We start from the raw sequence: 20,361 nt of genomic DNA, 5'->3' as shown, positions 1-20,361 counted from the left end.
TGACCATGAAAAAACCGAGAGCGATTAATAAAAATACCCCTGTGGGTCTGTGGATCGAACGAGGTCTGTCAATGATAGCCGTTGTCAACTATGCCCTAGTTTTATTTAATATTAGTTATATACCCTGGCGTGACTTTTATTTCCGTCACTTTCGAGAGTTAACGGAACTCTATGATCCGATTATGGGGATTGAACCCCACCGGGACACGGTCAGATATATAGAAACTGTAGCAGCTCTGAATAACCAGGTGGTGGAGACGGGACTAGAATCACCGGAAGTGGAGGATATTCTGCTGAGTCTGCAACAGCAAAGTATAGAAATGGTTGATACTAACCCCTTTGCGATCGCTAATAAAAGTGGTGCTTTGGAGACTATTAAAAATCGAATGCGCGATCGCGCTCCCAACCCAGACGATTCCTCTAAGCAAGCCTTCGCTACTTTTTGGAGTGTTGAATATCTTGATGATAATGGATTTATGGAGGAGATCGACTGGTTTACAAGTCAGATCAAGCCGTTAATGGAGGCTAATTATTTTCGACGATTATCAGAAACGGGTAACTTTGTCAATGATTTTTGGAGAATTGATTTTCCGTTTGTGCTGTTCTTTTTAGTGGAATTTCTGATTAGAACTAGGGTAGTGAGCAGTAAATTTAACACGGTGACTTGGTTAGATGCAATGCTCTGGCGTTGGTACGATATCTTAATGTTTATTTCGCTGCCAACGGCGAGATTATTAAGGATTATTCCGGTGACTATTCGTTTAGATCAAACCGGATTAATTAAGCTGGAGAAACTCAGAGCATTTGCCAGTAGAGGTTTAGTGTCATCGGTATCGCAGGAATTAACGGAAGCGGTGATTATCCAATTCATTAATCAAGTGCAAGACCAACTGAGAGAAGGTAATATTGGTAAGGCGATCGCTCAGTCACAACAGCAGCGGTATATGAATATTAATAACCTGAATGAAATCGAATTTATTTCTAATCAATTAATTCAGGTGGTGGTTTATAAGGTTATCCCACAACTAGAGTCGGATATAGAAGCACTAATCCGTTATAATGTGGAGAGTGTAGTCAAAAATTCCGAGGTGGTAGAAAGGTTTAAAAAAGTGCCCGGATTTGATAATATTGCTAAAGAATTAAGCGATCGCCTGATCGGGGAACTATCCCAATTAGCCACAGAGGGTCCAAATAGTGCCTATGAAGGGATTCGTAAAGCCATGTCGGACCGCAAGGGAAGCCAACTAACAGAGCAACTGGTGCGGGACTTTGGCAAAGTATTATGGCAGGAAATTGAAGGGGAACAAATGCAGCAGTTTGAATATTTACTGGTGGATCTATTAGAAGAAATTAAACTGAATTATATACATCGAGTGGACGAAGAAAACTTCGAGCAAGTTCTAGCATCAATCCAGGAAAGGCGCAAATTAGAGGGATTGATTGTTTATGAGGAGGACTGAGGCGAGGAGACCCCCTCCCCCACTCGTAGATAGCCTAGCCACTAGCAATTATGGAATTGCCATGATCGAATAGTTAAATTGTGAGCTAAAGTAATAGATGAGGAAGTTAAGCTGGGGGTCAGCCCTCAGCTTCTTGTGGAAGATACAGTTTCATCTACAAGTGGGTGACACCCACTTTTTTTAGTGGCAGCATTTCCATGGCCAACCCCAAAGGACAGGTCTATGGTAAAGGATGATCTCCAGATTTCCGTAACCCTAGGCTTAGGTACAAACCTTAATAGAGCCTAATTGTAGCGTTTTAACATCAAATCTGACTATGGTTCACCCCCTAATTCCCAAAATTATCGACCTAGCCACCCCAGTCGCCAAAGCTCTGGGGTTAGAAGTCGTGGGGGCAATGTTTTACACTAACCAGAAGCCTCCTGTACTGCGGGTTGATATCCGTAATTTGGAGCAAGACACCAGTTTAGAAGATTGTGAGCGGATGAGTCGAGCCCTCGAAGAACAACTCGATGCGGTAGATGTAATTCCCGATGCTTATATTCTGGAAGTATCGAGTCCAGGAGTATCGAGGTCCCTAAGCTGCGATCGCGATTTTATCTCCTTCAAAGGATTTCCGGTAACAGTCACCACCTCCGAACCCTACAAAGGACACAAACAACAAACTGGAAAATTGGTGGGTCGCGACGAGATGGCAGTCCATATCAATCAGAAAGGGCGACAAATCTCTATCCCCAATTCCTTAATCACGCAAGTCCTGCTAGAGGAAGGGGAATAAACCCGACTCGACAGGTATAACAGCTAATCTCAATTGTGTATTTAACTAATTACTACGAGGACAAATCATTATGTCAATGGTCAGTTTACCCGGACTCAAAGATATGATTGAGAGCATCTCCACGGAGCGCAACCTACCGAAACAAGCGGTAGAAGAGGCTCTGCGGGAAGCGTTACTCAAAGGGTATGAACGCTATAGGCGCACGGTTCAGATCGATACCCAATTTACTGAGGACTACTTCGATAATTTTGATGTAGAACTCGATGTTGAGGAAGAGGGATTTAGGGTTTTAGCCAAAAACCTAACCATTGTGGAACAAGCTAGTAACCAAGACCATCAAATTTCCCTCAAGGATGTGCAGGAAGTGGCTCCCGAAGCTGAATTGGGAGATACAGTAACTTTAGATGTTACCCCAGAGCAGAATGAGTTTGGGCGCATGGCTGCTATTCAAACCAAACAGGTTTTGGCTCAGAAGTTACGGGACAAACAGCGGAAGATGATTCAGGATGAGTTCGCCGAACATGAAGGAACCGTCCTACAGGCTCGGGTACTGAGATTTGAGCGCCAGTCGGTGATTATGGCTGTAAGTAGTGTTTATGGACAGCCAGAAGTTGAGGCGGAATTGCCGAAACGAGAACAATTACCCAAGGATAACTATCGAGCTAATGCGACTTTTCGGGTATATCTGAAGCGAGTTTCCCAGGGTTCCCAGCGTGGTCCTCAATTGATTGTCTCTAGGTCTGATGCGGGGTTAGTGGTGTACCTGTTTGCGAATGAGGTGCCAGAAATTGAGGACGAGGTGGTGAGAATTGTGGCTGTGGCTAGAGAAGCCAATCCGCCCTCGAATTATGTAGGTCCACGAACTAAGATTGCGGTTGATACTTTAGACAGAGATGTGGACCCGGTGGGAGCTTGTATTGGGGCGCGGGGATCTCGAATTCAGGTGGTAGTTAATGAACTGCGGGGAGAGAAAATAGATGTGATCCGCTGGTCTCCTGACCCGTCAATTTATATTGCTAATGCTCTGAGTCCGGCTCGTGTGGATGAAGTGCGTCTGGTGAACCCAGAGGAACGTCGGGCTCATGTACTGGTAGCGGAAGACCAATTGAGCCTGGCTATTGGTAAAGAGGGTCAGAATGTGCGCTTGGCTGCACGTTTGACGGGTTGGAAAATTGATATTAAAGATGTGGCTAAGTATGATGCGGCGGCTGAAGATGAAAAGGTGGCTCAGGAGTTTCAGGGACAACTAACTGGGGAAGTATCGGAAGAGGAAAGTTTAGAGCCAGAAGCTACAGAAGTATCTGAAATTCAGGTATAGGTGGTTTTGGGGATGGTATAAATGGGAGGATACAAAATTATGGTGGATCATCTTCGTCGGTGTGTTACCTGTCGCCGCCTGGCTGCTAAACAGGAGTTCTGGCGATTGGTCAGAGTCTATCCATCCCATCAGGTAGAATTAGATGAAGGCATGGGTCGTTCAGCTTATGTTTGTCAAACTGCTGAATGCCTGATGGTTGCTCAGAAGAAAAATAGACTCGGACGAGCATTAAGGGCTCCGGTGCCGGAAAAAGTATTTCAAATCCTGTGGCAGCGTTTAGCTACGGACTCGCAGCCGGATAGCTAATGTAGTATGGGGACTGAAATTTTACAGCCATCAACCCGCTACCTGGAATTATAAGGAGGTGATTACAGCATAAGTCAATAACAAGAGTTTCCCTGGTTGCAAATAGGGTATCAGGGTGGGCATAATTGGCATTATGTCTGTTTAGGGCTTAAACTGTTTCTGTAGTAAACAAATGTAAGTTGATATAGTACCGATGGCGATCGAGCTGAAAGTGGTACAGTGTAACCCAGTGGAGGCGATCGCAGTTGGTAGAACCCCTAAAATAATGTCAATATAATAAAAAACGGGTTGGTACGAAGAGGCAAGAGTGGATGAACAACGTCAAAGTCAGAATTTACGAACTATCACGAGAGTTAAATTTGGAGAACAAAGACATCTTAGCCGTGTGTGAACGGCTGAATATCTCTGTCAAAAGCCATAGCAGTACAATTACGGAATCAGATGCCGAACGGATCGAGAAATACGTCGCCAGTCATCCGATTTCCACATGGTCCGATGAAAACCCCGATGCAGCCCATCAATCCCATTCCGGTGGTGGTGGGGGGGCTGACAAGAAAAAGCAACAGATTTTAGAAATTCGCAGACCAAACCTCATCAGACCAGAAAATCAACCATCACCAGCAGACTCACCCCAGCCTGAGCCATCTGCTGAATCCGTTGCCACTCCCCCCAAACCCCCCAACTTGTCCGAATCATCTGTCAGTTCTCAAACCAATATATCCGAGTTGCCAAAACCTAATAATTCCCCCCAACCTCCCCGCAAACCCCCTGTGGAAGTTACCTCTTCTGGAGCTACCACAGCCCAAGATGATGTCAGCGGGACTATTAAGCCCGAAAAAACGACTCCGCAGGTGTCTAAATCGACTACTGAGGAAGAATCACCGACTTTAGTAGCGCCCCCGGCCCGACCTGTACCGACAGCGACTAAATCTCCGCAACTGTCTCGTAAGCCAGTTTTAAAACAGAATAAGCCAACTCCCAAACCGAGTCAGGGAGGGAGCGCTCCCGTGGATAAAAGCGCTGATAAAGCTGATAAAGCTGATAAACCAGTAGCTTCCAAACAGAAAAAACGGCCAGTTCCCTCTGATAACCAAGAGGTTAGAGACGTGAAAAGGCGGGTTTCTACGGTGAAACCTGCCAAGTCGATGCCGGAACTACAACCACCACCTTCGAGACAATCAACCGTCGCGATTAAGACAGACTCCACTGATATCATCGAGGATGATAGTGATATCGGGGCTATGCCTGAAGATGATGGAATATTGGAGTCGAAACGCCCCAAACGCGGTTTAACCCTGAAGCGGCCCCAACCGATGACTTCACCCAAGCGCGCCAGTGCTGTGGATGATGAAGATGATGATGATGAAAAGGGTGGTAAGGCAGCTAAAGCCAAGGTGAAGCGCCCCCGGATTAAGCCTCTGATTGATGATGAAGATGATGAAGATTTTGATAGCCTGACGGCCAATAGCTCGGAGTCTGAGGCTCTGAGTATGTCCTTAGCTCGACCTCCCAAGGCTAAAACTGGTTCTGGTGCCGGAAAATTGGCTGTAGTCTCTAATCAGGGACGAAGAAAGTCAGCACCATCTCGCAATTCGGGTGGTAGTGGCGGCAATTCAACGGCTGCTTCTCGGCGATCGCCTACACCAGCATTACCAGAAAAGGTGGAGCGTTTAGTAGTTCAAGGACCGATGACGGTTCAGGAACTCGCTCATGCTCTGTTAATTGCGGAAACGGAAATTATCAAGCGTCTGTTCTCCCGTGGTATTGCGGTTAATATCACAGAAACCCTAGATTTCAAAACTATTTCGATGGTTTGTGAGGAATTAGAGGTTACGGTGGTAACGGAGGAGCAGAAATCAGAGGCTCAAAAACCTGATAATATGCTCAATGCGGAGGATTTGGATAATCTCCAACGCCGTCCACCAGTGGTAACGATTATGGGTCACGTTGACCACGGAAAAACTACCCTGCTCGATTCTATTCGCAAAACTAAGGTAGCCCAGGGAGAAGCGGGAGGCATTACCCAGCATATTGGTGCTTACCATGTTGATGTAACAAATGAGTCGGGCGAGACTCAACAGGTGGTTTTCTTAGATACTCCTGGTCACGAAGCCTTTACCGCTATGCGAGCGAGGGGAGCCAGAGTTACGGATATTGCTATTCTGGTGGTAGCTGCTGATGATGGGGTGCGACCTCAGACAGTGGAGGCTATTAGCCATGCTAAGGCGGCGGGTGTGCCGATGGTAATTGCCATTAACAAAATGGATAAGGAGTCGGCTCAACCAGACCGAGTTAAGCAGGAACTGACGGAATATGGTTTAGTTCCTGAAGAGTGGGGCGGTGATACGATTATAGTTCCGGTTAGTGCTATTAATGGCGGAAATCTGGATACTCTGCTAGAGATGTTGCTGTTGGTGGCGGAAGTTGAGGACCTCTATGCTAATCCTAACCGTATGGCTAAGGGTACGGTGATTGAGGCTAACCTAGATAAAGCACGGGGCCCGGTGGCTACTCTGTTAGTACAGAATGGGACTCTGCGGGTAGGAGATGTAATCTTAGCAGGTTCTGCCCTAGGTAAGGTTCGGGCTATGATTGATGATCATGGTGAACGGGTCGATAATGCGAGCCCTTCGTTTGCGGTTGAGGTTTTGGGTTTGCGGGATGTTCCGGCGGCCGGAGATGAGTTTGAGGTGTTTGAGAGCGAAAAAGAGGCGGCGGCTTTGGCTTCGGAACGGGCGAATACAGCCCGACAGTCTCGCTTACTCCAGGGTCGGGTTAGTCTCAGTGCTTTGTCGGCTAGGGTTCAGGAGGGAGAACTTAAAGACCTCAATATTATTCTGAAAGCTGATGTTCAGGGGTCTGTAGAGGCTATAGTTAATGCTTTGAAGAAATTACCTCAGAAGGAGGTACAACTGCGACTGCTGTTAGCGGCGGCGGGTGAGGTGACAGAGACTGATATTGACCTAGCAGCGGCTAGTGATGCGGTTTTGATTGGTTTTAATACTACTGTCGCCAGTGGCGCACGAGGCGCAGCTGACCGCGCTGGGGTTGATATTCGTGAATACAACATTATCTATAACCTCCTCGATGATATTGAAGCGGCGATGGAGGGTATGCTAGAACCGGAATTGGTGGAAGAACCTCTTGGTCAAGCGGAAGTGCGGGCTATTTTCCCTGTAGGTCGTTCCCGTGTGGCTGGGTGTTATGTTCAGTCTGGTAAGCTGATTCGTAACTGCAAAATCCGAGTTCATCGCGGTGGACAGATAGTCTATGATGGCTTCCTTGACTCCCTGAAGCGGATTAAAGATGATGTGAAGGAAGTTAATGCTGGATATGAATGTGGTATTGCGGCAGAAAACTTCAATGACTGGAATGAGAGTGACTCTATTGAAGCCTATCGAATGGTGACTAAGCGTCGGACTCTCTCCCGCTAGGGACTTTCTTGGTTAGCTAGAACATTATTGTTGACTGCAATCGGTAGTCTCTGGCGCACGCTACCCCGGTTTCTTGAAGAAGCCGGGGTTTTTGCTGTGAACTAATTTCAGAGGGTTTTAAACTTGTCTGTGATGCGTTCCATGGCGGCTTCTACGTTTTCACGGCTGTTAAAGGCTGAAATGCGGAAATATCCTTCCCCGGCTGCACCAAAACCGGAACCTGGTGTTCCTACTACATTACAGGTTTGCAGTAATTTATCAAAAAAGTCCCAACTTGATAGACCGCTGGGGGTTTTGACCCATACATAGGGGGCATTGACACCACCATAAACTGTGAGTCCGGCGGTGGTCAATTTTTCGCGAATGATTTGGGCGTTTTCTAGGTAGAAATTTACGAGTTGTTGGATTTGGGATTGTCCGGCGGGGGAATACACTGCCTCGGCTCCCCGTTGTATAATGTAGGAGACTCCGTTAAATTTGGTGGACTGGCGGCGGTTCCACAGCTTCCACAGCTCGACATCAGACCCGGAGGAGGTTTTTGCCATTAATGTTTTGGGAACGACGGTGAAGGCGCAACGAGTGCCGGTAAAACCAGCATTTTTGGAGAAGGAACGGAATTCGATCGCACATTCACGAGCGCCTTCAATTTCATAAATGGAGTGAGGTAGGCTGGGGTCGGTAATAAAGGCTTCGTAGGCGGCATCAAATAGGATAATTGAACGGTTGGCGCGGGCGTAATCAACCCATTGTTTCAGGTGTTCTTTGGTGGCTGTAGCGCCTGTGGGGTTATTGGGGAAACACAGATAAATTAAATCGACGCGATCGCTAGGAATTTCGGCGGTAAAATTATTCTCGGCGGTAATGGGAAGGTATAGCAACCCCTCATATTCCCCACGCTCATTGACGGGTCCGGTATTTCCTGCCATGACGTTGGTATCTACATAGACGGGATATACTGGATCGGTGACGGCAATGGTGTTATCTTTGCCAAAAATATCGAGAATGTTCCCCGTGTCGCATTTGGAACCGTCAGAGATAAAGATTTCCTCTGGGTCAATATGGCCGCCTCTGGCTTGAAAGTCATGTTGGGCAATTTTTTCGCGCAACCAACTATAACCCTGTTCTGGTCCATAGCCCTTGAATGTAGAGCGATCGCCCATTTCCTCAACGGCTTTAATCATAGCAGTTCGGCAGGCTTCTGGTAAAGGTTCGGTGACATCACCAATTCCCAGTTTAATTATTTGTGCGTCGGGGTTGGCTTCCGCAAAGGTATTAACCCGCCGGGCGATTTCTGGAAATAGGTAGCCAGCTTTGAGTTTTAGGTAATTATCGTTAATAGTTGTCATCGTTACTGTGCAAACACTCTCCAACAGCTTACCGCCTAGGGGGGACGTGCGATCGCTTATTTGTAAACACAGTCTTTGTAGGGTCCTTCCAACCAGGAAGATATCGGAGTCAACGACACCTCGGAATAATTAAGGGTTATTTGGGAGCAATTAACCACCCCAATAGTTCCCTGTAGGGTGCGTCAAACGGGGCATATATAGTGGTCAACGACACCTCGAAATAATTGACGCACCATCTTAATGTAGGGTGCGTCAAACCTGGCATATATAGTGGTCAACGACACCTCGAAATAATTGACGCACCATCTTAATGTAGGGTGCGTCAAACCTGGCATATATAGTGGTCAACGACACCTCGAAATAATTGACGCACCATCTTAACTGTATCGCCTGTTGTTAATTCCGGAGATTCATAGAGACTTAAACTGAGGCATATTGTTCACTAATTTCTAGCAAAAATTTAGTCAAACTATTCCGCTCTGATTCCTGGGGTAACATTTTCAATAAATCTCCCCCATTCAATAAATCCCGCCTGTATTTGGCTAAATCTTGGTACTTAACATAGTTATGGTTCCAGAGAATTCTGTCATCAGTAAATATTCCCCACGACCAGATGAATAAACCCGCGCCACCCCACCAGGGAATTAATGGATAATTGTGGTGGGTATAATGTAGACTGAAATTAGATCACTTCTAAGGTAGGATTACCTTGTTCATCTACCCAGGCGATTTGGGTAATTCCCCGGCGACGGGCGGACTCTCGGAGGGCGAGTAAATCATCGGAAATACTCAATTCCATTTGTACCTGTGCATCCTGGGACTGACGCAAATCTTGTGCATAAGCAAAGGCGGCGACTTCAGCTTGGGGGGTTTTGGGAACCACCAAACAATCACCGGAGGGAATATCAGAGGGAAGCTCTCCCATGTCTAATAATACCTGATGCAGTTCCTCAATGGTGAGGGAAAAGCCAATACTGGGTTTAGTTTCTCCCTGTGGGTGATAAAGTCCTAAAAGCTGGTCATAACGTCCGCCGCGACCTAATACCCGTGAACCCGAATGACTATCACTGACTACAATAAAGACAATGCCTGTGTAGTAGTCAAAAGTCTGAATCAGACTGAGATCTAGGGTGATGGACATGGGATATAGAGTATCTGGTCGCCATTTCTGATATTGATTGAGACCATCAATTAAGGATTTTAGGTTGTTGAGGGCAGATCTTTGGCTGTCGTCTAGGTCTAGTTGGGAAACCTTGGCTAAAACGTCTTCAGGACGACCGCGCAAGTCAAAGAGGAATAAAGCCCGTTGTCGCAATTCTGGCGACATGGAAAGGGTTTCCAGGGTAATTCTATCGAGATTAGCGATCGCTTGTCGAACCTGATCGCGTAAGGGTGGCGGAAAGGGAGATAAAAGCGATCGCGTTAATCCAGCTTCCCCTAGGATAAACTGTGGGTTTTGTAAGTTGAGCGATCGCAAACAGTCCCATAGCAGCAATAAAACTTCCCAGTCAGCCCGGACTCCATCAGCCCCAAGTAATTCTACCCCAGCCTGATAAAATTCTAACTGCGTACCATGTCCCGTCTCTCCACCTTTGCGGAAGATATTAGCATTGTAATACAGACGTTGCGGCCAGTGGTCATTCCCCGCCATGCGAGAAACCGCCGCCCTAGCAATAGAAGCCGTTAATTCCGGGCGCAGTCCCAAACCTTCATTTTCTGCATCTTGTAATTGGATGACTGTTGAACGTTGTACCGCCCCCCCAGCCATGAGGGTATCAAGCCTTTCTAGGGTAGAGGTAATAATGCGATGATAGCCCCAGCGATGAAATACTTGCTGTAGTCGGCGTTCAATCCAAATTTTTTGGGCTACATCGAGAGGAAGTAGATCTCGCGCACCCGGTGGCGGTTGATGAATCATGGGATTAAAAAAAGTAGTACAAAATTAGGGGACGGCTTACAGATTATTACAGATTACCTGCAATTGAGTCGATTTGTTCACAATGGCGGCCTTCACTTTTTCTTACTCCCGCCAAATAGTCGCCCTAATAAACCGCCGCTTCCTGAACCTGACTTTTTACTTTTACCTTTGACACTAGAGGTGGTAGCTGTTTTCTGAATTAGTTGTTGGGCTTCGATCGCTTCCGGCTGATTTGGATCAATACTTAGGGCTTTTCTAATATGGGGTGTACCTAATTTAGGCTGATTTTGTTTAATATAAATCAACCCTAATAGACCATGACAACGGGGGTGTGACGGTTCCCGTTTTACCGCGTCTTTGAGTTCCAGAATAGCTTTAGCATAGTTGCTAGTTTCCATTAACTGGACGGCGCGATCGCAAGCCTTATCGACAAAAGATGTTTTCACCGGTCGGGGTGGCGGCGTGGGTGTAGCGACCACATTACCCGATCGCGATCGCATTAAATACACTAAATTCAGTTCGCTAATTTCACCAATTCTAGCCAGGGCTTGTTTCGGGGATTCATACTGTTGTTCCACCAGTTCCTGTAAACTGGTTTCATAGGCTTGATTAAAATCACCTATGGTCTGTAGCTGTTTAGCTGCTTCTGTCGATATTTCAATACTATTGGGGTCTTTTTTAATGCGATCGGCTATGGTGTTTATTAACAATTCATATTCTCGTTTATCATCATCCTTAGAAAATTTGTTATAAGCCGGACTCACCAATTTCGCCAATAATTCTTTCCCCAATTCCTTATCTTCAGTTTCCTGAAAAGCCGAAGTATCTGGATGCAAACGACGCGCAATCCTCATATATTGTTTGCGAATAGCATTAAAATCAGCATCTATTTTAATACCTATAATAGCATGATTGTCCGTAATTCCAAGCTGGAATAATCCTTGATTTATTTTAAATGACATAGTATTCGCCTTTTGGTATCTCAGAAATGCCAAGTTAAATTCTGATTTTCAGTGATATTTATGGGATTATAACTAGATGCAACCATATCGAGGATATTCCATATAACCCTCAACCGGAAAGCATAACAGTTAAGCCTGGCACAATTACGGATGATTAGCTAGTTAAGCCCACAGACATAACCGGATCACCGTATCTGTGTGTACATCTGACCGCAATCAACTCAAGCCCAACTGCTGCTCAATCTTATTTTGACATATTTTCTGACTGATTGGTGATTCTCCTGTGGGAGTCAAAAGCTACCAGGAAGATAAGGGGGGTGTTTCTAAAAGGGCTTTACTAAGGCTAGAATGTAGGGAACCATTGGTAGCTAAAATGCGCCCAGATTTTATGTCAAAAGGACTCTGATCATAGGCTGTTACCTTTCCCCCAGCTTCTTGGACTAAGACCACCCCCGCCGCTAAGTCCCAGGGAGACAGTCCTCTCTCCCAATAACCATCTAAACGTCCGCAGGCGACATAGGCTAAATCTACAGAAGCAGACCCACCACGCCTGACTCCCTGAGTTAGGTGGGTTAGATAACAAAATTCGGCATAATTATTATCTGGGGTTTCGCGACGGTCATAAGCAAACCCTGTCACCAATAGACTTTTATCTAGGGAATTGGCTTGAGAGACCTTGATGGGTTTACCGTTACAGGTCGCACCATGACCGATCGCACCCTGGAATAATTCATCATGAAAGGGATTATATACCGCACCGACCTGGGGGACTCCATCAATCAAAAGGGCGATCGAGGTGGCAAATGCTGGATACTGATGAGCATAGTTAGTAGTACCATCGAGGGGGTCGATCGCCCACAAATAGCGGCTGCTAGTATCCCCCAAACTACCAGACTCTTCCGTAAGAATACCATGACCGGGAACATGGCGCTTGAGAACCTCCAAAATCGCCGCTTCTGAGGCTTTATCGGCTTCTGTGACTAAATCTCCTGAGCGTCCTTTCTCTTGAATATCTTGTAAATTACCCCAGTAATACTTTAAGACCGTACCCCCCGCAGTCGCTGCTAGGGTAGCCACATCTAAAAATGTTTGTAATTGTTCTTGAGTCATATTGGCAAAAATTCCATCAGTTTCTGGTCACAGATTCAGACAATAACCCGATTAATCAATAATAATTTTGAGAGTAGCGAAACCCTGCGGTTGGGGATAAGTTTTGATGATATAGGGAATCTGAAATTGATTAATTTTCGCTTACCCCCAGACTGTCGGCTGCCTCTTTTTCAGTCAGGACTGTTGTTGGCGAAACTCAGCGGGGGTAAATCGCATGGGTTGTTCTGGGTTCCAGATACCTAACCCCATGATTCTAGCCCACCGTTGGGCATTGTCAAGACGTTGGCTGTATTTGTTGTTGTAAATTCCGGCTTCAGCGAGGGCGTAACCTTGTTTAACCAATTCCTCATTAACCAGAATTTCATCGCGCCATATATATGCTAATAGGCGATCATAGCGATCGCTTTCCATTTGGTCTAATTCTAATAGCACCTGCTGTCCCTGACAAAGCTGCTGTAGCCTTCGTTTAGCTTCCATTCCCCAGGGGTCTTGTCTTAGGTCGGGGGCATTAATGCCAATCAGTCTTACCCGCTGTAATCTGGGTATATTCTCGGTAGGACTGACAATTTCTATGGTCTGACCACTAACCACCCGTTCTACTCTGACAGTCATACCTGTGGGCATTTCCGGCGGTTCAGAACACCCAACCCCCACGATACCCCACAACAGGAGTAACAGTCCGGTAAGCATCAATCTCAGTAGCTTATGACTAATCTTCATCTAAGGGCAACCCTGATCGCACCTTACCTTTACCAAAGTAGCGACCAAACTGGAGTTCGTAGACTTCATCCTCGTCCTGGGTTTCCACTTCCAGGTCTGAACGGGGATAGCTCACACAAAGCAAAGCATATCCTTCCTCCTGTAGTTCTGGAGATAATCCCATCGCCTCCGGCTGATACAACTCTCCTGAAATCACCCGCACCGCGCAAGTTGTACAAGCACCATTGCGACAAGAATAGGGTAAATCTGAACCCTGATTTTCTGCACATGGGAGGATGTAGCGATCCTCTGGAACTTGCACACAGTAGGACTTATCCCTTTGGCGATCGTTAATACGAATTGTATGATAGGCGGACATAATATCAGTTCTTGCATTTTTTTTCACAGCCCCTCCTATCATAGGAGATTTTAGCCACAAACAAGCAACAGCCAACAGACAACAGACAACCACCCACCGCCAATTTATCCATTTCTACCCTCTTCAATTGTCCTCAAACCCGGCTTAAAGATAAACTTTTATAATCTCTCCGAACAAATAGATTTAAATTTCCAAAGTTTGTTAAGAATTAATAAGTTTTTATTGCTAATCCCTCGCAAATAGTTGACGAGATTATAGGGGTTGTGATACCATCAAATAAATCGCACCCAAGGGCTTCCCATGTCTTGCCGTAAAAATAGACGCTATAACGCTGATTATATCGTGATTAAAGTTATTCTCTCACCAAAATATTAAATTCACGATGCACGAGTTTTTCGCCAAAAAGCGATCGCTCTTTTTTCAGCTATTGACAAAAACGCCATTATGTGCATTCCCCCTCTCTCCCCAGAGGGCGAGTTTATTAATCTTATCGCCCCCAGGCGAGGAACTAGCAGAACCTGCCGAAACAGAGAGGGCGGGCGGGTTTATTAATCTTCTGGTGGTCCGATTAATTAACAGCAGAACCTGCCGAAACAGAGAGGGCGGGCGGGTTTATTAATCTTCTGGTGGTCCGATTAATTAACAGCAGAACCCGCCGAAACAGAGAGAGAGGGCGGGTTTATTAATCTTCTGGTGGTCCGATTAATTAACAGCAGAACCCGCCCCTACATGATCGCCGTCTACCAGGGGGAAATAGAGGAATAATGATCAATTATTCCTATGGATAGAGTCCCCTATCCTTAATAGCTTGTGCCACCCGACCGACACCGAGAGTATAGGCAGCAAGTCGTAAAGAGACAGACCGCTGTTGGGAATGTTGGCTAACGCGGTGGTAAGCACTACGGAGTAGTTTTTCCATTTCGCGATTAACCCGTTTTTCATCCCAGAAAAGGAAAGACTGACCTTGTACCCATTCAAGATAGCTAACCACCACACCACCAGCATTAGCAAGGATATCTGGTAAGACAGTAATCCCCCGCCTTTCCAGTATTTGGTCTGCTATGAGAGTAATGGGCGCATTAGCAGCCTCTGCCACTAATTTAGCCTGAATGCGATCGGCATTATCTTCAGTAATTTGGTCTTCCAAAGCAGCAGGAATTAGAACATCACAGGGGAGGGTGAGTAATTCAGCATTGCTAATGCTATCGCTACCAGGAAAACCCACAACAGTTTTCTGGTTATTCACATGAGATTGCAAAGCCGGAATATCCAAGCCATGATCCGCAAAAACCCCGCCAAAGGCATCAGAAACAGCAATAATGTTAGCCCCTGCTTCGTGAAGAAGCTGTGCCGCCGCGCCGCCAACTTTTCCGAATCCCTGAATAGCAATTGTCACACCTTCTAGGGTTTGTCCTTTTTCTAATAAGGCTTCTCTGACAGTAATCATCACCCCGCGTCCGGTCGCCATATCTCGACCTTTTGAACCACCAATAGATAGGGGTTTTCCGGTGACGACACCTAAGACAGCATGACCCATATTCATAGAATAGGTATCCATCATCCAAGCCATTTCTCGTGAGGATGTGCCGATATCGGGTGCAGGGATATCGATCGCCGGACCAATATCTTTAATCAATTCGCTAGTGTAGCGACGGGTGAGGCGTTCAAGTTCCCCTAGGCTATATTGTGCCGGGTCAATAGCAATGCCACCTTTAGCGCCGCCGTAGGGAATCCCTAATAGGGCACATTTCCAGGTCATCAACATCGCCAAGGCTGACAACTCTCCCAGATTAACGGTTGGATGATATCGGGTTCCGCCTTTATAGGGACCGAGGACATCACAGTGCTGCACCCGGTGTCCGGCGAGGATTTGTACTTTTCCATTGTCTAATTTAACCGGAATGGAAACGGTGACGACTTTCCGGGGATGTTCTAAAATCACCAAGATATTTGGGTCCATGGCTAGTTCCCCAGCCGCTTGGTTTAAATAGCTACAGGTGCGATCGAATGGACAAATATAAGCCGGAGTTGGGGATGTGGTCGTTACCTGGGATGATACAACCATAATTTATTAAACCTCTTTATTAATTCATTGTTCAGGCTGAAGCCAGAAGCTAGACAGTACAGCGATCTGTTCTGACCAACTTCTTGATCCCCAGCTAGATTCCCTCATATCTGTACCATAACTTAAAAAAATCTATAAATACAAAATTATGTAAAAATTGTTACAGTTTTAAATTATGTGATATGGTATATCAGCCAAAACTGGCTCAGTGAACCCGTTGGGTTTAAAATTAGATGAAATACTCAAGCCCACTGGCCTAATTTCTCTCACCGAAAGTAAGCAAAAATTATGAAACGTCGAAATATCCTCGGTTATGCTGCCACTGGAGTGGCCACCGCCGCCGCCTTGGCTGCCTGTAGTCCCCAAAATACGGGTCCGGCTGTTCAAAGTGACTCTTTACCACGGGTACGCTGGAAAATGGCTACAAGTTGGCCAACTTCCCTAGATACGCTATATGGCGCTGCTGAACTCATCGCGGAATTGGTCAGTAAACTAACAGACGGAAGATTTACTATACAAACTTTTGCGGCGGGGGAAATTGTGCCGGGGTTACAGGTGTTGGATGCTATTCAACAGGGGACTGTCGAATGTGGCCACACGGCGAGTTATTACTACATTGGTAAAAACCCGGCTTTGACTTTTGGCACTTGTGTTCCCTTCGGACTTAATACGCAGCAACAGATGGCTTGGCTATATCATGGCGGCGGTATTGAGGCGATGAATAAGCTATATGCCGATTTTAATACTATTGCTTTTCCGGCCGGAAATTCTGGGGCTCAGATGGGGGGGTGGTTTAAAAGAGAAGTAAATAATATCGCTGATTTGAATGGTTTAAAAATGCGGATTCCTGGCTTAGGTGGGGAGGTTCTCTCCCGGTTGGGGGTGAATGTTCAGGTTTTACCGGGAGGAGAAATTTTCCTGGCTTTGGAAAGGGGGGCTATTGATGCGGCGGAGTTTGTTGGTCCCTATGATGATGAAAAGTTAGGCTTAAATAATGCGGCGAGGTTATACTATTATCCGGGTTGGTGGGAACCGGGATCTAGTTTTGATTTACAGATTAATTTGGTGGCTTGGAATAGGTTGCCGACGGAGTATCAGGAAATTCTGAAAACAGCCGCGTCGGCGGCTAATATTCAAACTTTAGCTAAGTATGATGTGCAAAACCCTCAAGCGTTGAAAAGGTTGATTGATGGAGGGACTCAGTTAAAGGCTTTTAGCCCAGAAATTTTACAGGCTTCTTTGGCTGCAACTACGGATTTACTGGAGGATATGGCTAGTATAAATTCCTCTTTCCGAGATATTTATGAACCCTGGAAAGAGTTTCGAGATAACATCCGACAGTGGCACGCTGTGGGTGAGTTTGCTTTCAGTAATTTTGTGTCAACACCTATTTTAGAAGGGTTGTAGTAAGGTTAAAGAGGTGCTTTGATGATACGATCGCCTACTGGGGGGTTAATCAGGGGGCGATCGCTTATATAATCAGCCACAACATCTGACAGTAAAAAACCAGTATCTATCTGATTTTTAGACTGTTTGAAAATTTCGTAACCATCGCCGCCTGTCATTAAAAAAGTGTTGGTAACTACCCGATAACTCACACCATCTTCTAGGGGTTTCATGCTACCATCAGGACTGGTGACATTAACTGACATAATCCGCGAACCTATGGGCGCTTCTGGATTCCACATCAGTTGAATTCCAGACACTTGCGGAAAACTTCCCTCTCCCTTTTCTACTCTACTAACACCATGTTCTAACAGTTGTTTAATCTGATTTCCGGTTAAGTCACAACGAGCGATCGTATTTCCGAAGGGGAGAACTTCCATAACTTGACCAAGGGTGATCTTACCCGCCGGAATGCTGGCTCGAATTCCGCCCCCATTAATAATCGCTATTTCCGCACCGTCTGGCTGCATTTTTGCCAGAATTGCATCAGCAATTAGATTTCCTAAGTTGGTCTCAATCGAGCGAATATTTCGGCGATCGCCATCTAGTAAAGTATCAGTTTCACCAATAACTTGATTTCGTAATTCTTCCAGGGGTGCTTGGAAAACTTGCAATTGCGCTTCAAAATCTGGGTCAGGAATAATACTTTCATCCACAGCATGAGGAGAACCCGCCCAAGATATTAGATGACCTCTACCATCAAAAACAACTTGTAAATCCCCTAAATATTTCCCCCATTCCCAATCAGTCACCACTAACACATTATCCCCATTAGGGGAAGTTTCCACCAAAGGATAAGGTTGAGTCGCCCCTGGTATATTTCCTAGGGGAGTGTGGGAATGTCCGCCCACAATTAGATCAACTCCATCCACTTGTTGAGCTAATTTAATATCCTCATAAATACCTAAATGAGTCAGGGCGATGATTTTATTGACACCACGACCTCTGAGAATTTTAACTGTTTTTTTGGCAGCGGCGATCGGATCAATAAACTTAATACCTTCCCCAGGACTAGACAAAATCTCCGTGTCTGGTGTCGTTAACCCGAAAATACCTATTTGTTCACCATTAACATGAACAATAATCCAAGATTCGATTAAATCAGACAGCGGTGAGGTGACATCAATTTCCAGATTAGAGGAAATCATCGGAAACGCCGAACTTCTAATAAACTCCGCTAAGGTTTCCTGTCCTCGGTCAAATTCATGATTTCCGATCGCCACAGCCGCATAATTCATTTGATTATAAAAGGGAACATCTGCTTGACCTAAATACTTATTAAAATACAGAGTTCCCTGGAAAATATCCCCCGCATCTAGCAATAGGGTTGCGGTTTCATTCTCAGCCCGCAGTGTATCAATTAGGGCTTTTCGTCGCGCAATACCACCTAATAAATTATCCCCAACTTCCACCGATTCTAAGCGAGCATGATGGTCGTTTGTATGTAATAATCTTAGGCTAAAATCCTGTGATTTTACCAAAGAATCATGAAAGGCAATTCCTAGAAAAATTGCCCCCACAAATAAAACCCCATACAAGCGTACAGCCCACTTCATGATTATGACTAGATTATCAGTGCAGTTTTATTATACCTTTAATTCTGGCGAATCTGGCTGAGATTGGGGCGCTACAGAAGCATCTAAAACCGCTTGGGGTACTTCGTATTTAGTCCCGCCAAAGAGAGTGCCTAAATTACTTTCATCAGAGGTTTCTCCCATCACCATAAATTGTTCCGGGTTAAGAATCAGGTTTTCATACTCACCCCCCATAGTTAAGTCTACTGAATAACTTTCTTGGGGATTTTGATAACACTCTACAACGGTTCCTACGGTTCCCTTGGGGATAATTTGGCGACCAAAATGGGCTTTTATTTCTATTACGGTTTCAATTCTATCATAGAGTTTAGCTTTCATTGATTTTTGCCTCAATTTTCAAAATCATCACCTACAAAACAACCCTCCCCCAAGGATTAGGGAAGGGTTTAAGTTAGTCGGTAAACTTGTCCAAACAATCAGGTTTAAACTGGGCTTTCCAATACATTTGGGAAGCGTGATCAACAATCAAAGTTATTTGTATAACTGTTGTTATCACCAACCTAATCACCTACTCAGCCTTAGAATCTTGCTCTGAAGATGTTTGTTCACCCTCAGACGGGCGATCGTTGCGGTTGAAGCGCTTATTACGAGATGAGTGGGGGTTGAATCTCTTACGATACTGGCGTGCATTGGCCAGGTTGCGTTCAGCCTTTTCTTTTTTTAAATTACGACGCTTGGCCATCACGATTACCTCATAAAGACATAGTTGTGCTTGAACCTCCCCAATACTAAAACTATGGGGATTCCTGTCTACCCTCAAATGGGGGACAGCGGGACATTCAAGTATCCCTCTAAGCCCTCCAGCCTTGGCAGCTATTGGGCTTACTTTGGTTTTTTGGTTTCCGAGTCGATCGCCTAGCCATATAGCTACGCTCTGCATCTTCCCATTACTTGTCAGTTGTTTAGGCAGGCGGCCAGCATAGCAGTAGTGACTTACTGTGCAGGGATGACTCCGATACTAGAATACTTCCTTGGGTAGATGGTTCTCCGTACTTAATTTGGCTACGCTAGTTCGCCGTGTTTAGGACTGCGAACCGCCTACATCCCCATCGCCGCCGTCACGGACAGGCGATCGCTTTTCGGGTCAAAGTACTTTCTAATATCGTGGTCTGCGGCCCCCTCTATCAGGTTTCTTATCTTCCCGAGGACGAGCTTGGTTAACTCGAATTTCCCGTCCCATCCACTCAGCACCATCAAGTTCTTCGATCGCACGAGTTTCTTCTTCTTCGGTATTCATTTCCACAAACGCAAAACCACGAAACTTTCCAGTTTCGCGATCGGTGGGAAGATGAACCCGTTTCACCGTGCCATATTCTGCGAAGACTTCTTTTAGATCTTCGTCAGTGACATCATAGGATAAGTTCCCTACATAGATTGACATTTGTTTCCTCCAAAATCATTGATAACCGAGGGGACGACAGACCCGGGAGGAACGTCTGCTAATACCTTACGGAAATAACCAGCTAAGATCAACAACAAACTTTACCACCGAATCAACTGTTCTTAGATCATATCTTAGCACCACCAGGGTTAAGCTAAGGAACT

The 20,361-nt window shown here is 45.7% G+C and carries 17 protein-coding genes; 6 read left to right on the top strand and 11 right to left on the bottom strand.

Annotated features, from left to right (window positions below; genetic code table 11):
* The first annotated feature begins 5 nt into the window (after positions 1-5).
* The 5 genes from N39L_RS12620 to infB all read left to right on the top strand — a co-directional run bounded on the left by N39L_RS12620 (position 6) and on the right by infB (position 7,296).
* On the top strand, positions 6-1,460 hold the full coding sequence (locus tag N39L_RS12620; protein WP_006618767.1) for a hypothetical protein: 1,455 nt from the start codon (positions 6-8) through the stop codon (positions 1,458-1,460).
* Positions 1,461-1,776: 316 nt separating this feature from the next.
* Positions 1,777-2,238: a ribosome maturation factor RimP gene (gene rimP / locus N39L_RS12615; protein ID WP_006618766.1), complete on the top strand. Its 462-nt coding sequence runs from the start codon at positions 1,777-1,779 to the stop codon at positions 2,236-2,238.
* A gap of 70 nt (positions 2,239-2,308) precedes the next feature.
* On the top strand, positions 2,309-3,556 hold the full coding sequence (nusA, locus tag N39L_RS12610; RefSeq protein ID WP_014275395.1) for a transcription termination factor NusA: 1,248 nt from the start codon (positions 2,309-2,311) through the stop codon (positions 3,554-3,556).
* A gap of 39 nt (positions 3,557-3,595) precedes the next feature.
* Complete coding sequence (locus N39L_RS12605; RefSeq protein ID WP_035737147.1) at positions 3,596-3,862, top strand: YlxR family protein; 267 nt, start codon at positions 3,596-3,598, stop codon at positions 3,860-3,862.
* A gap of 311 nt (positions 3,863-4,173) precedes the next feature.
* Positions 4,174-7,296: a translation initiation factor IF-2 gene (infB, locus tag N39L_RS12600; RefSeq protein WP_014275394.1), complete on the top strand. Its 3,123-nt coding sequence runs from the start codon at positions 4,174-4,176 to the stop codon at positions 7,294-7,296.
* A 107-nt stretch (positions 7,297-7,403) separates the two neighbouring features.
* On the opposite strand, the gene N39L_RS12595 is transcribed toward infB, so the two are convergent.
* From N39L_RS12595 to N39L_RS12565, 7 genes are all read right to left on the bottom strand, one after another.
* Positions 7,404-8,642: an LL-diaminopimelate aminotransferase gene (locus N39L_RS12595; protein WP_014275393.1), complete on the bottom strand. Its 1,239-nt coding sequence runs from the start codon at positions 8,640-8,642 to the stop codon at positions 7,404-7,406.
* A gap of 682 nt (positions 8,643-9,324) precedes the next feature.
* Positions 9,325-10,560, bottom strand: coding sequence for an ATP phosphoribosyltransferase regulatory subunit (locus N39L_RS12590; RefSeq protein WP_014275392.1), 1,236 nt, complete (start codon positions 10,558-10,560; stop codon positions 9,325-9,327).
* 92 nt (positions 10,561-10,652) lie between these two features.
* Positions 10,653-11,522 (bottom strand): J domain-containing protein, encoded by an 870-nt coding sequence (locus tag N39L_RS12585; RefSeq protein WP_014275391.1) that lies wholly within the window; start codon positions 11,520-11,522, stop codon positions 10,653-10,655.
* Between the two features lie 297 nt (positions 11,523-11,819).
* Positions 11,820-12,632 carry an inositol monophosphatase family protein gene (locus N39L_RS12580; RefSeq protein WP_006618759.1) on the bottom strand — a complete coding sequence of 271 codons (813 nt, stop codon included), beginning with the start codon at positions 12,630-12,632 and terminating at the stop codon, positions 11,820-11,822.
* 174 nt (positions 12,633-12,806) lie between these two features.
* Positions 12,807-13,352 (bottom strand): thermonuclease family protein, encoded by a 546-nt coding sequence (locus N39L_RS12575; protein ID WP_014275390.1) that lies wholly within the window; start codon positions 13,350-13,352, stop codon positions 12,807-12,809.
* Positions 13,342-13,710, bottom strand: coding sequence for a 2Fe-2S iron-sulfur cluster-binding protein (locus N39L_RS12570; protein ID WP_006618757.1), 369 nt, complete (start codon positions 13,708-13,710; stop codon positions 13,342-13,344). Before N39L_RS12570 ends, N39L_RS12575 begins: the two co-directional genes overlap by 11 nt.
* Positions 13,711-14,488: 778 nt before the next feature.
* The gene (locus N39L_RS12565; RefSeq protein ID WP_006618755.1) at positions 14,489-15,775 is read right to left on the bottom strand and encodes a Glu/Leu/Phe/Val family dehydrogenase; all 1,287 of its coding nucleotides are present in this window, start codon (positions 15,773-15,775) and stop codon (positions 14,489-14,491) included.
* A 288-nt stretch (positions 15,776-16,063) separates the two neighbouring features.
* Between N39L_RS12565 and N39L_RS12560 the strand changes: the two genes are divergently transcribed.
* Positions 16,064-17,182: a TRAP transporter substrate-binding protein gene (locus N39L_RS12560; protein WP_006618754.1), complete on the top strand. Its 1,119-nt coding sequence runs from the start codon at positions 16,064-16,066 to the stop codon at positions 17,180-17,182.
* A gap of 5 nt (positions 17,183-17,187) precedes the next feature.
* Here the strand turns inward: N39L_RS12560 and N39L_RS12555 are convergent, their stop codons facing one another.
* From N39L_RS12555 to rbp, 4 genes are all read right to left on the bottom strand, one after another.
* Complete coding sequence (locus N39L_RS12555; protein WP_006618753.1) at positions 17,188-18,777, bottom strand: bifunctional metallophosphatase/5'-nucleotidase; 1,590 nt, start codon at positions 18,775-18,777, stop codon at positions 17,188-17,190.
* Positions 18,778-18,807: 30 nt separating this feature from the next.
* Positions 18,808-19,134: a DUF4926 domain-containing protein gene (locus tag N39L_RS12550; RefSeq protein ID WP_006618752.1), complete on the bottom strand. Its 327-nt coding sequence runs from the start codon at positions 19,132-19,134 to the stop codon at positions 18,808-18,810.
* Positions 19,135-19,324: 190 nt separating this feature from the next.
* A complete protein-coding gene (locus tag N39L_RS12545) occupies positions 19,325-19,498 on the bottom strand; it encodes a hypothetical protein (RefSeq protein WP_014275388.1) in 174 nt (57 codons plus the stop codon).
* A 414-nt stretch (positions 19,499-19,912) separates the two neighbouring features.
* Positions 19,913-20,197, bottom strand: coding sequence for an RNA-binding regulator (gene rbp / locus N39L_RS12540; protein WP_006618750.1), 285 nt, complete (start codon positions 20,195-20,197; stop codon positions 19,913-19,915).
* Positions 20,198-20,361: the final 164 nt, after the last annotated feature.

Origin of the sequence: Limnospira platensis NIES-39 (assembly GCF_026000695.1) — a bacterium.
In the GTDB taxonomy this organism is placed as follows: domain Bacteria; phylum Cyanobacteriota; class Cyanobacteriia; order Cyanobacteriales; family Microcoleaceae; genus Limnospira; species Limnospira platensis.
Note: the sequence above shows the minus strand (reverse complement) of the source record. Positions and strands in the feature narration are given on the sequence as shown.

Coding starts and splice junctions, on each gene's coding strand:
- N39L_RS12620 (WP_006618767.1), top strand. CDS start 6: ATGAAAAAACCGAGAGCGATTAATAAAAATACCCCTGTGGGTCTGTGG.
- rimP (WP_006618766.1), top strand. CDS start 1,777: ATGGTTCACCCCCTAATTCCCAAAATTATCGACCTAGCCACCCCAGTC.
- nusA (WP_014275395.1), top strand. CDS start 2,309: ATGTCAATGGTCAGTTTACCCGGACTCAAAGATATGATTGAGAGCATC.
- N39L_RS12605 (WP_035737147.1), top strand. CDS start 3,596: ATGGTGGATCATCTTCGTCGGTGTGTTACCTGTCGCCGCCTGGCTGCT.
- infB (WP_014275394.1), top strand. CDS start 4,174: ATGAACAACGTCAAAGTCAGAATTTACGAACTATCACGAGAGTTAAAT.
- N39L_RS12595 (WP_014275393.1), bottom strand. CDS start 8,642: ATGACAACTATTAACGATAATTACCTAAAACTCAAAGCTGGCTACCTA.
- N39L_RS12590 (WP_014275392.1), bottom strand. CDS start 10,560: ATGATTCATCAACCGCCACCGGGTGCGCGAGATCTACTTCCTCTCGAT.
- N39L_RS12585 (WP_014275391.1), bottom strand. CDS start 11,522: ATGTCATTTAAAATAAATCAAGGATTATTCCAGCTTGGAATTACGGAC.
- N39L_RS12580 (WP_006618759.1), bottom strand. CDS start 12,632: ATGACTCAAGAACAATTACAAACATTTTTAGATGTGGCTACCCTAGCA.
- N39L_RS12575 (WP_014275390.1), bottom strand. CDS start 13,352: ATGAAGATTAGTCATAAGCTACTGAGATTGATGCTTACCGGACTGTTA.
- N39L_RS12570 (WP_006618757.1), bottom strand. CDS start 13,710: ATGTCCGCCTATCATACAATTCGTATTAACGATCGCCAAAGGGATAAG.
- N39L_RS12565 (WP_006618755.1), bottom strand. CDS start 15,775: ATGGTTGTATCATCCCAGGTAACGACCACATCCCCAACTCCGGCTTAT.
- N39L_RS12560 (WP_006618754.1), top strand. CDS start 16,064: ATGAAACGTCGAAATATCCTCGGTTATGCTGCCACTGGAGTGGCCACC.
- N39L_RS12555 (WP_006618753.1), bottom strand. CDS start 18,777: ATGAAGTGGGCTGTACGCTTGTATGGGGTTTTATTTGTGGGGGCAATT.
- N39L_RS12550 (WP_006618752.1), bottom strand. CDS start 19,134: ATGAAAGCTAAACTCTATGATAGAATTGAAACCGTAATAGAAATAAAA.
- N39L_RS12545 (WP_014275388.1), bottom strand. CDS start 19,498: ATGGCCAAGCGTCGTAATTTAAAAAAAGAAAAGGCTGAACGCAACCTG.
- rbp (WP_006618750.1), bottom strand. CDS start 20,197: ATGTCAATCTATGTAGGGAACTTATCCTATGATGTCACTGACGAAGAT.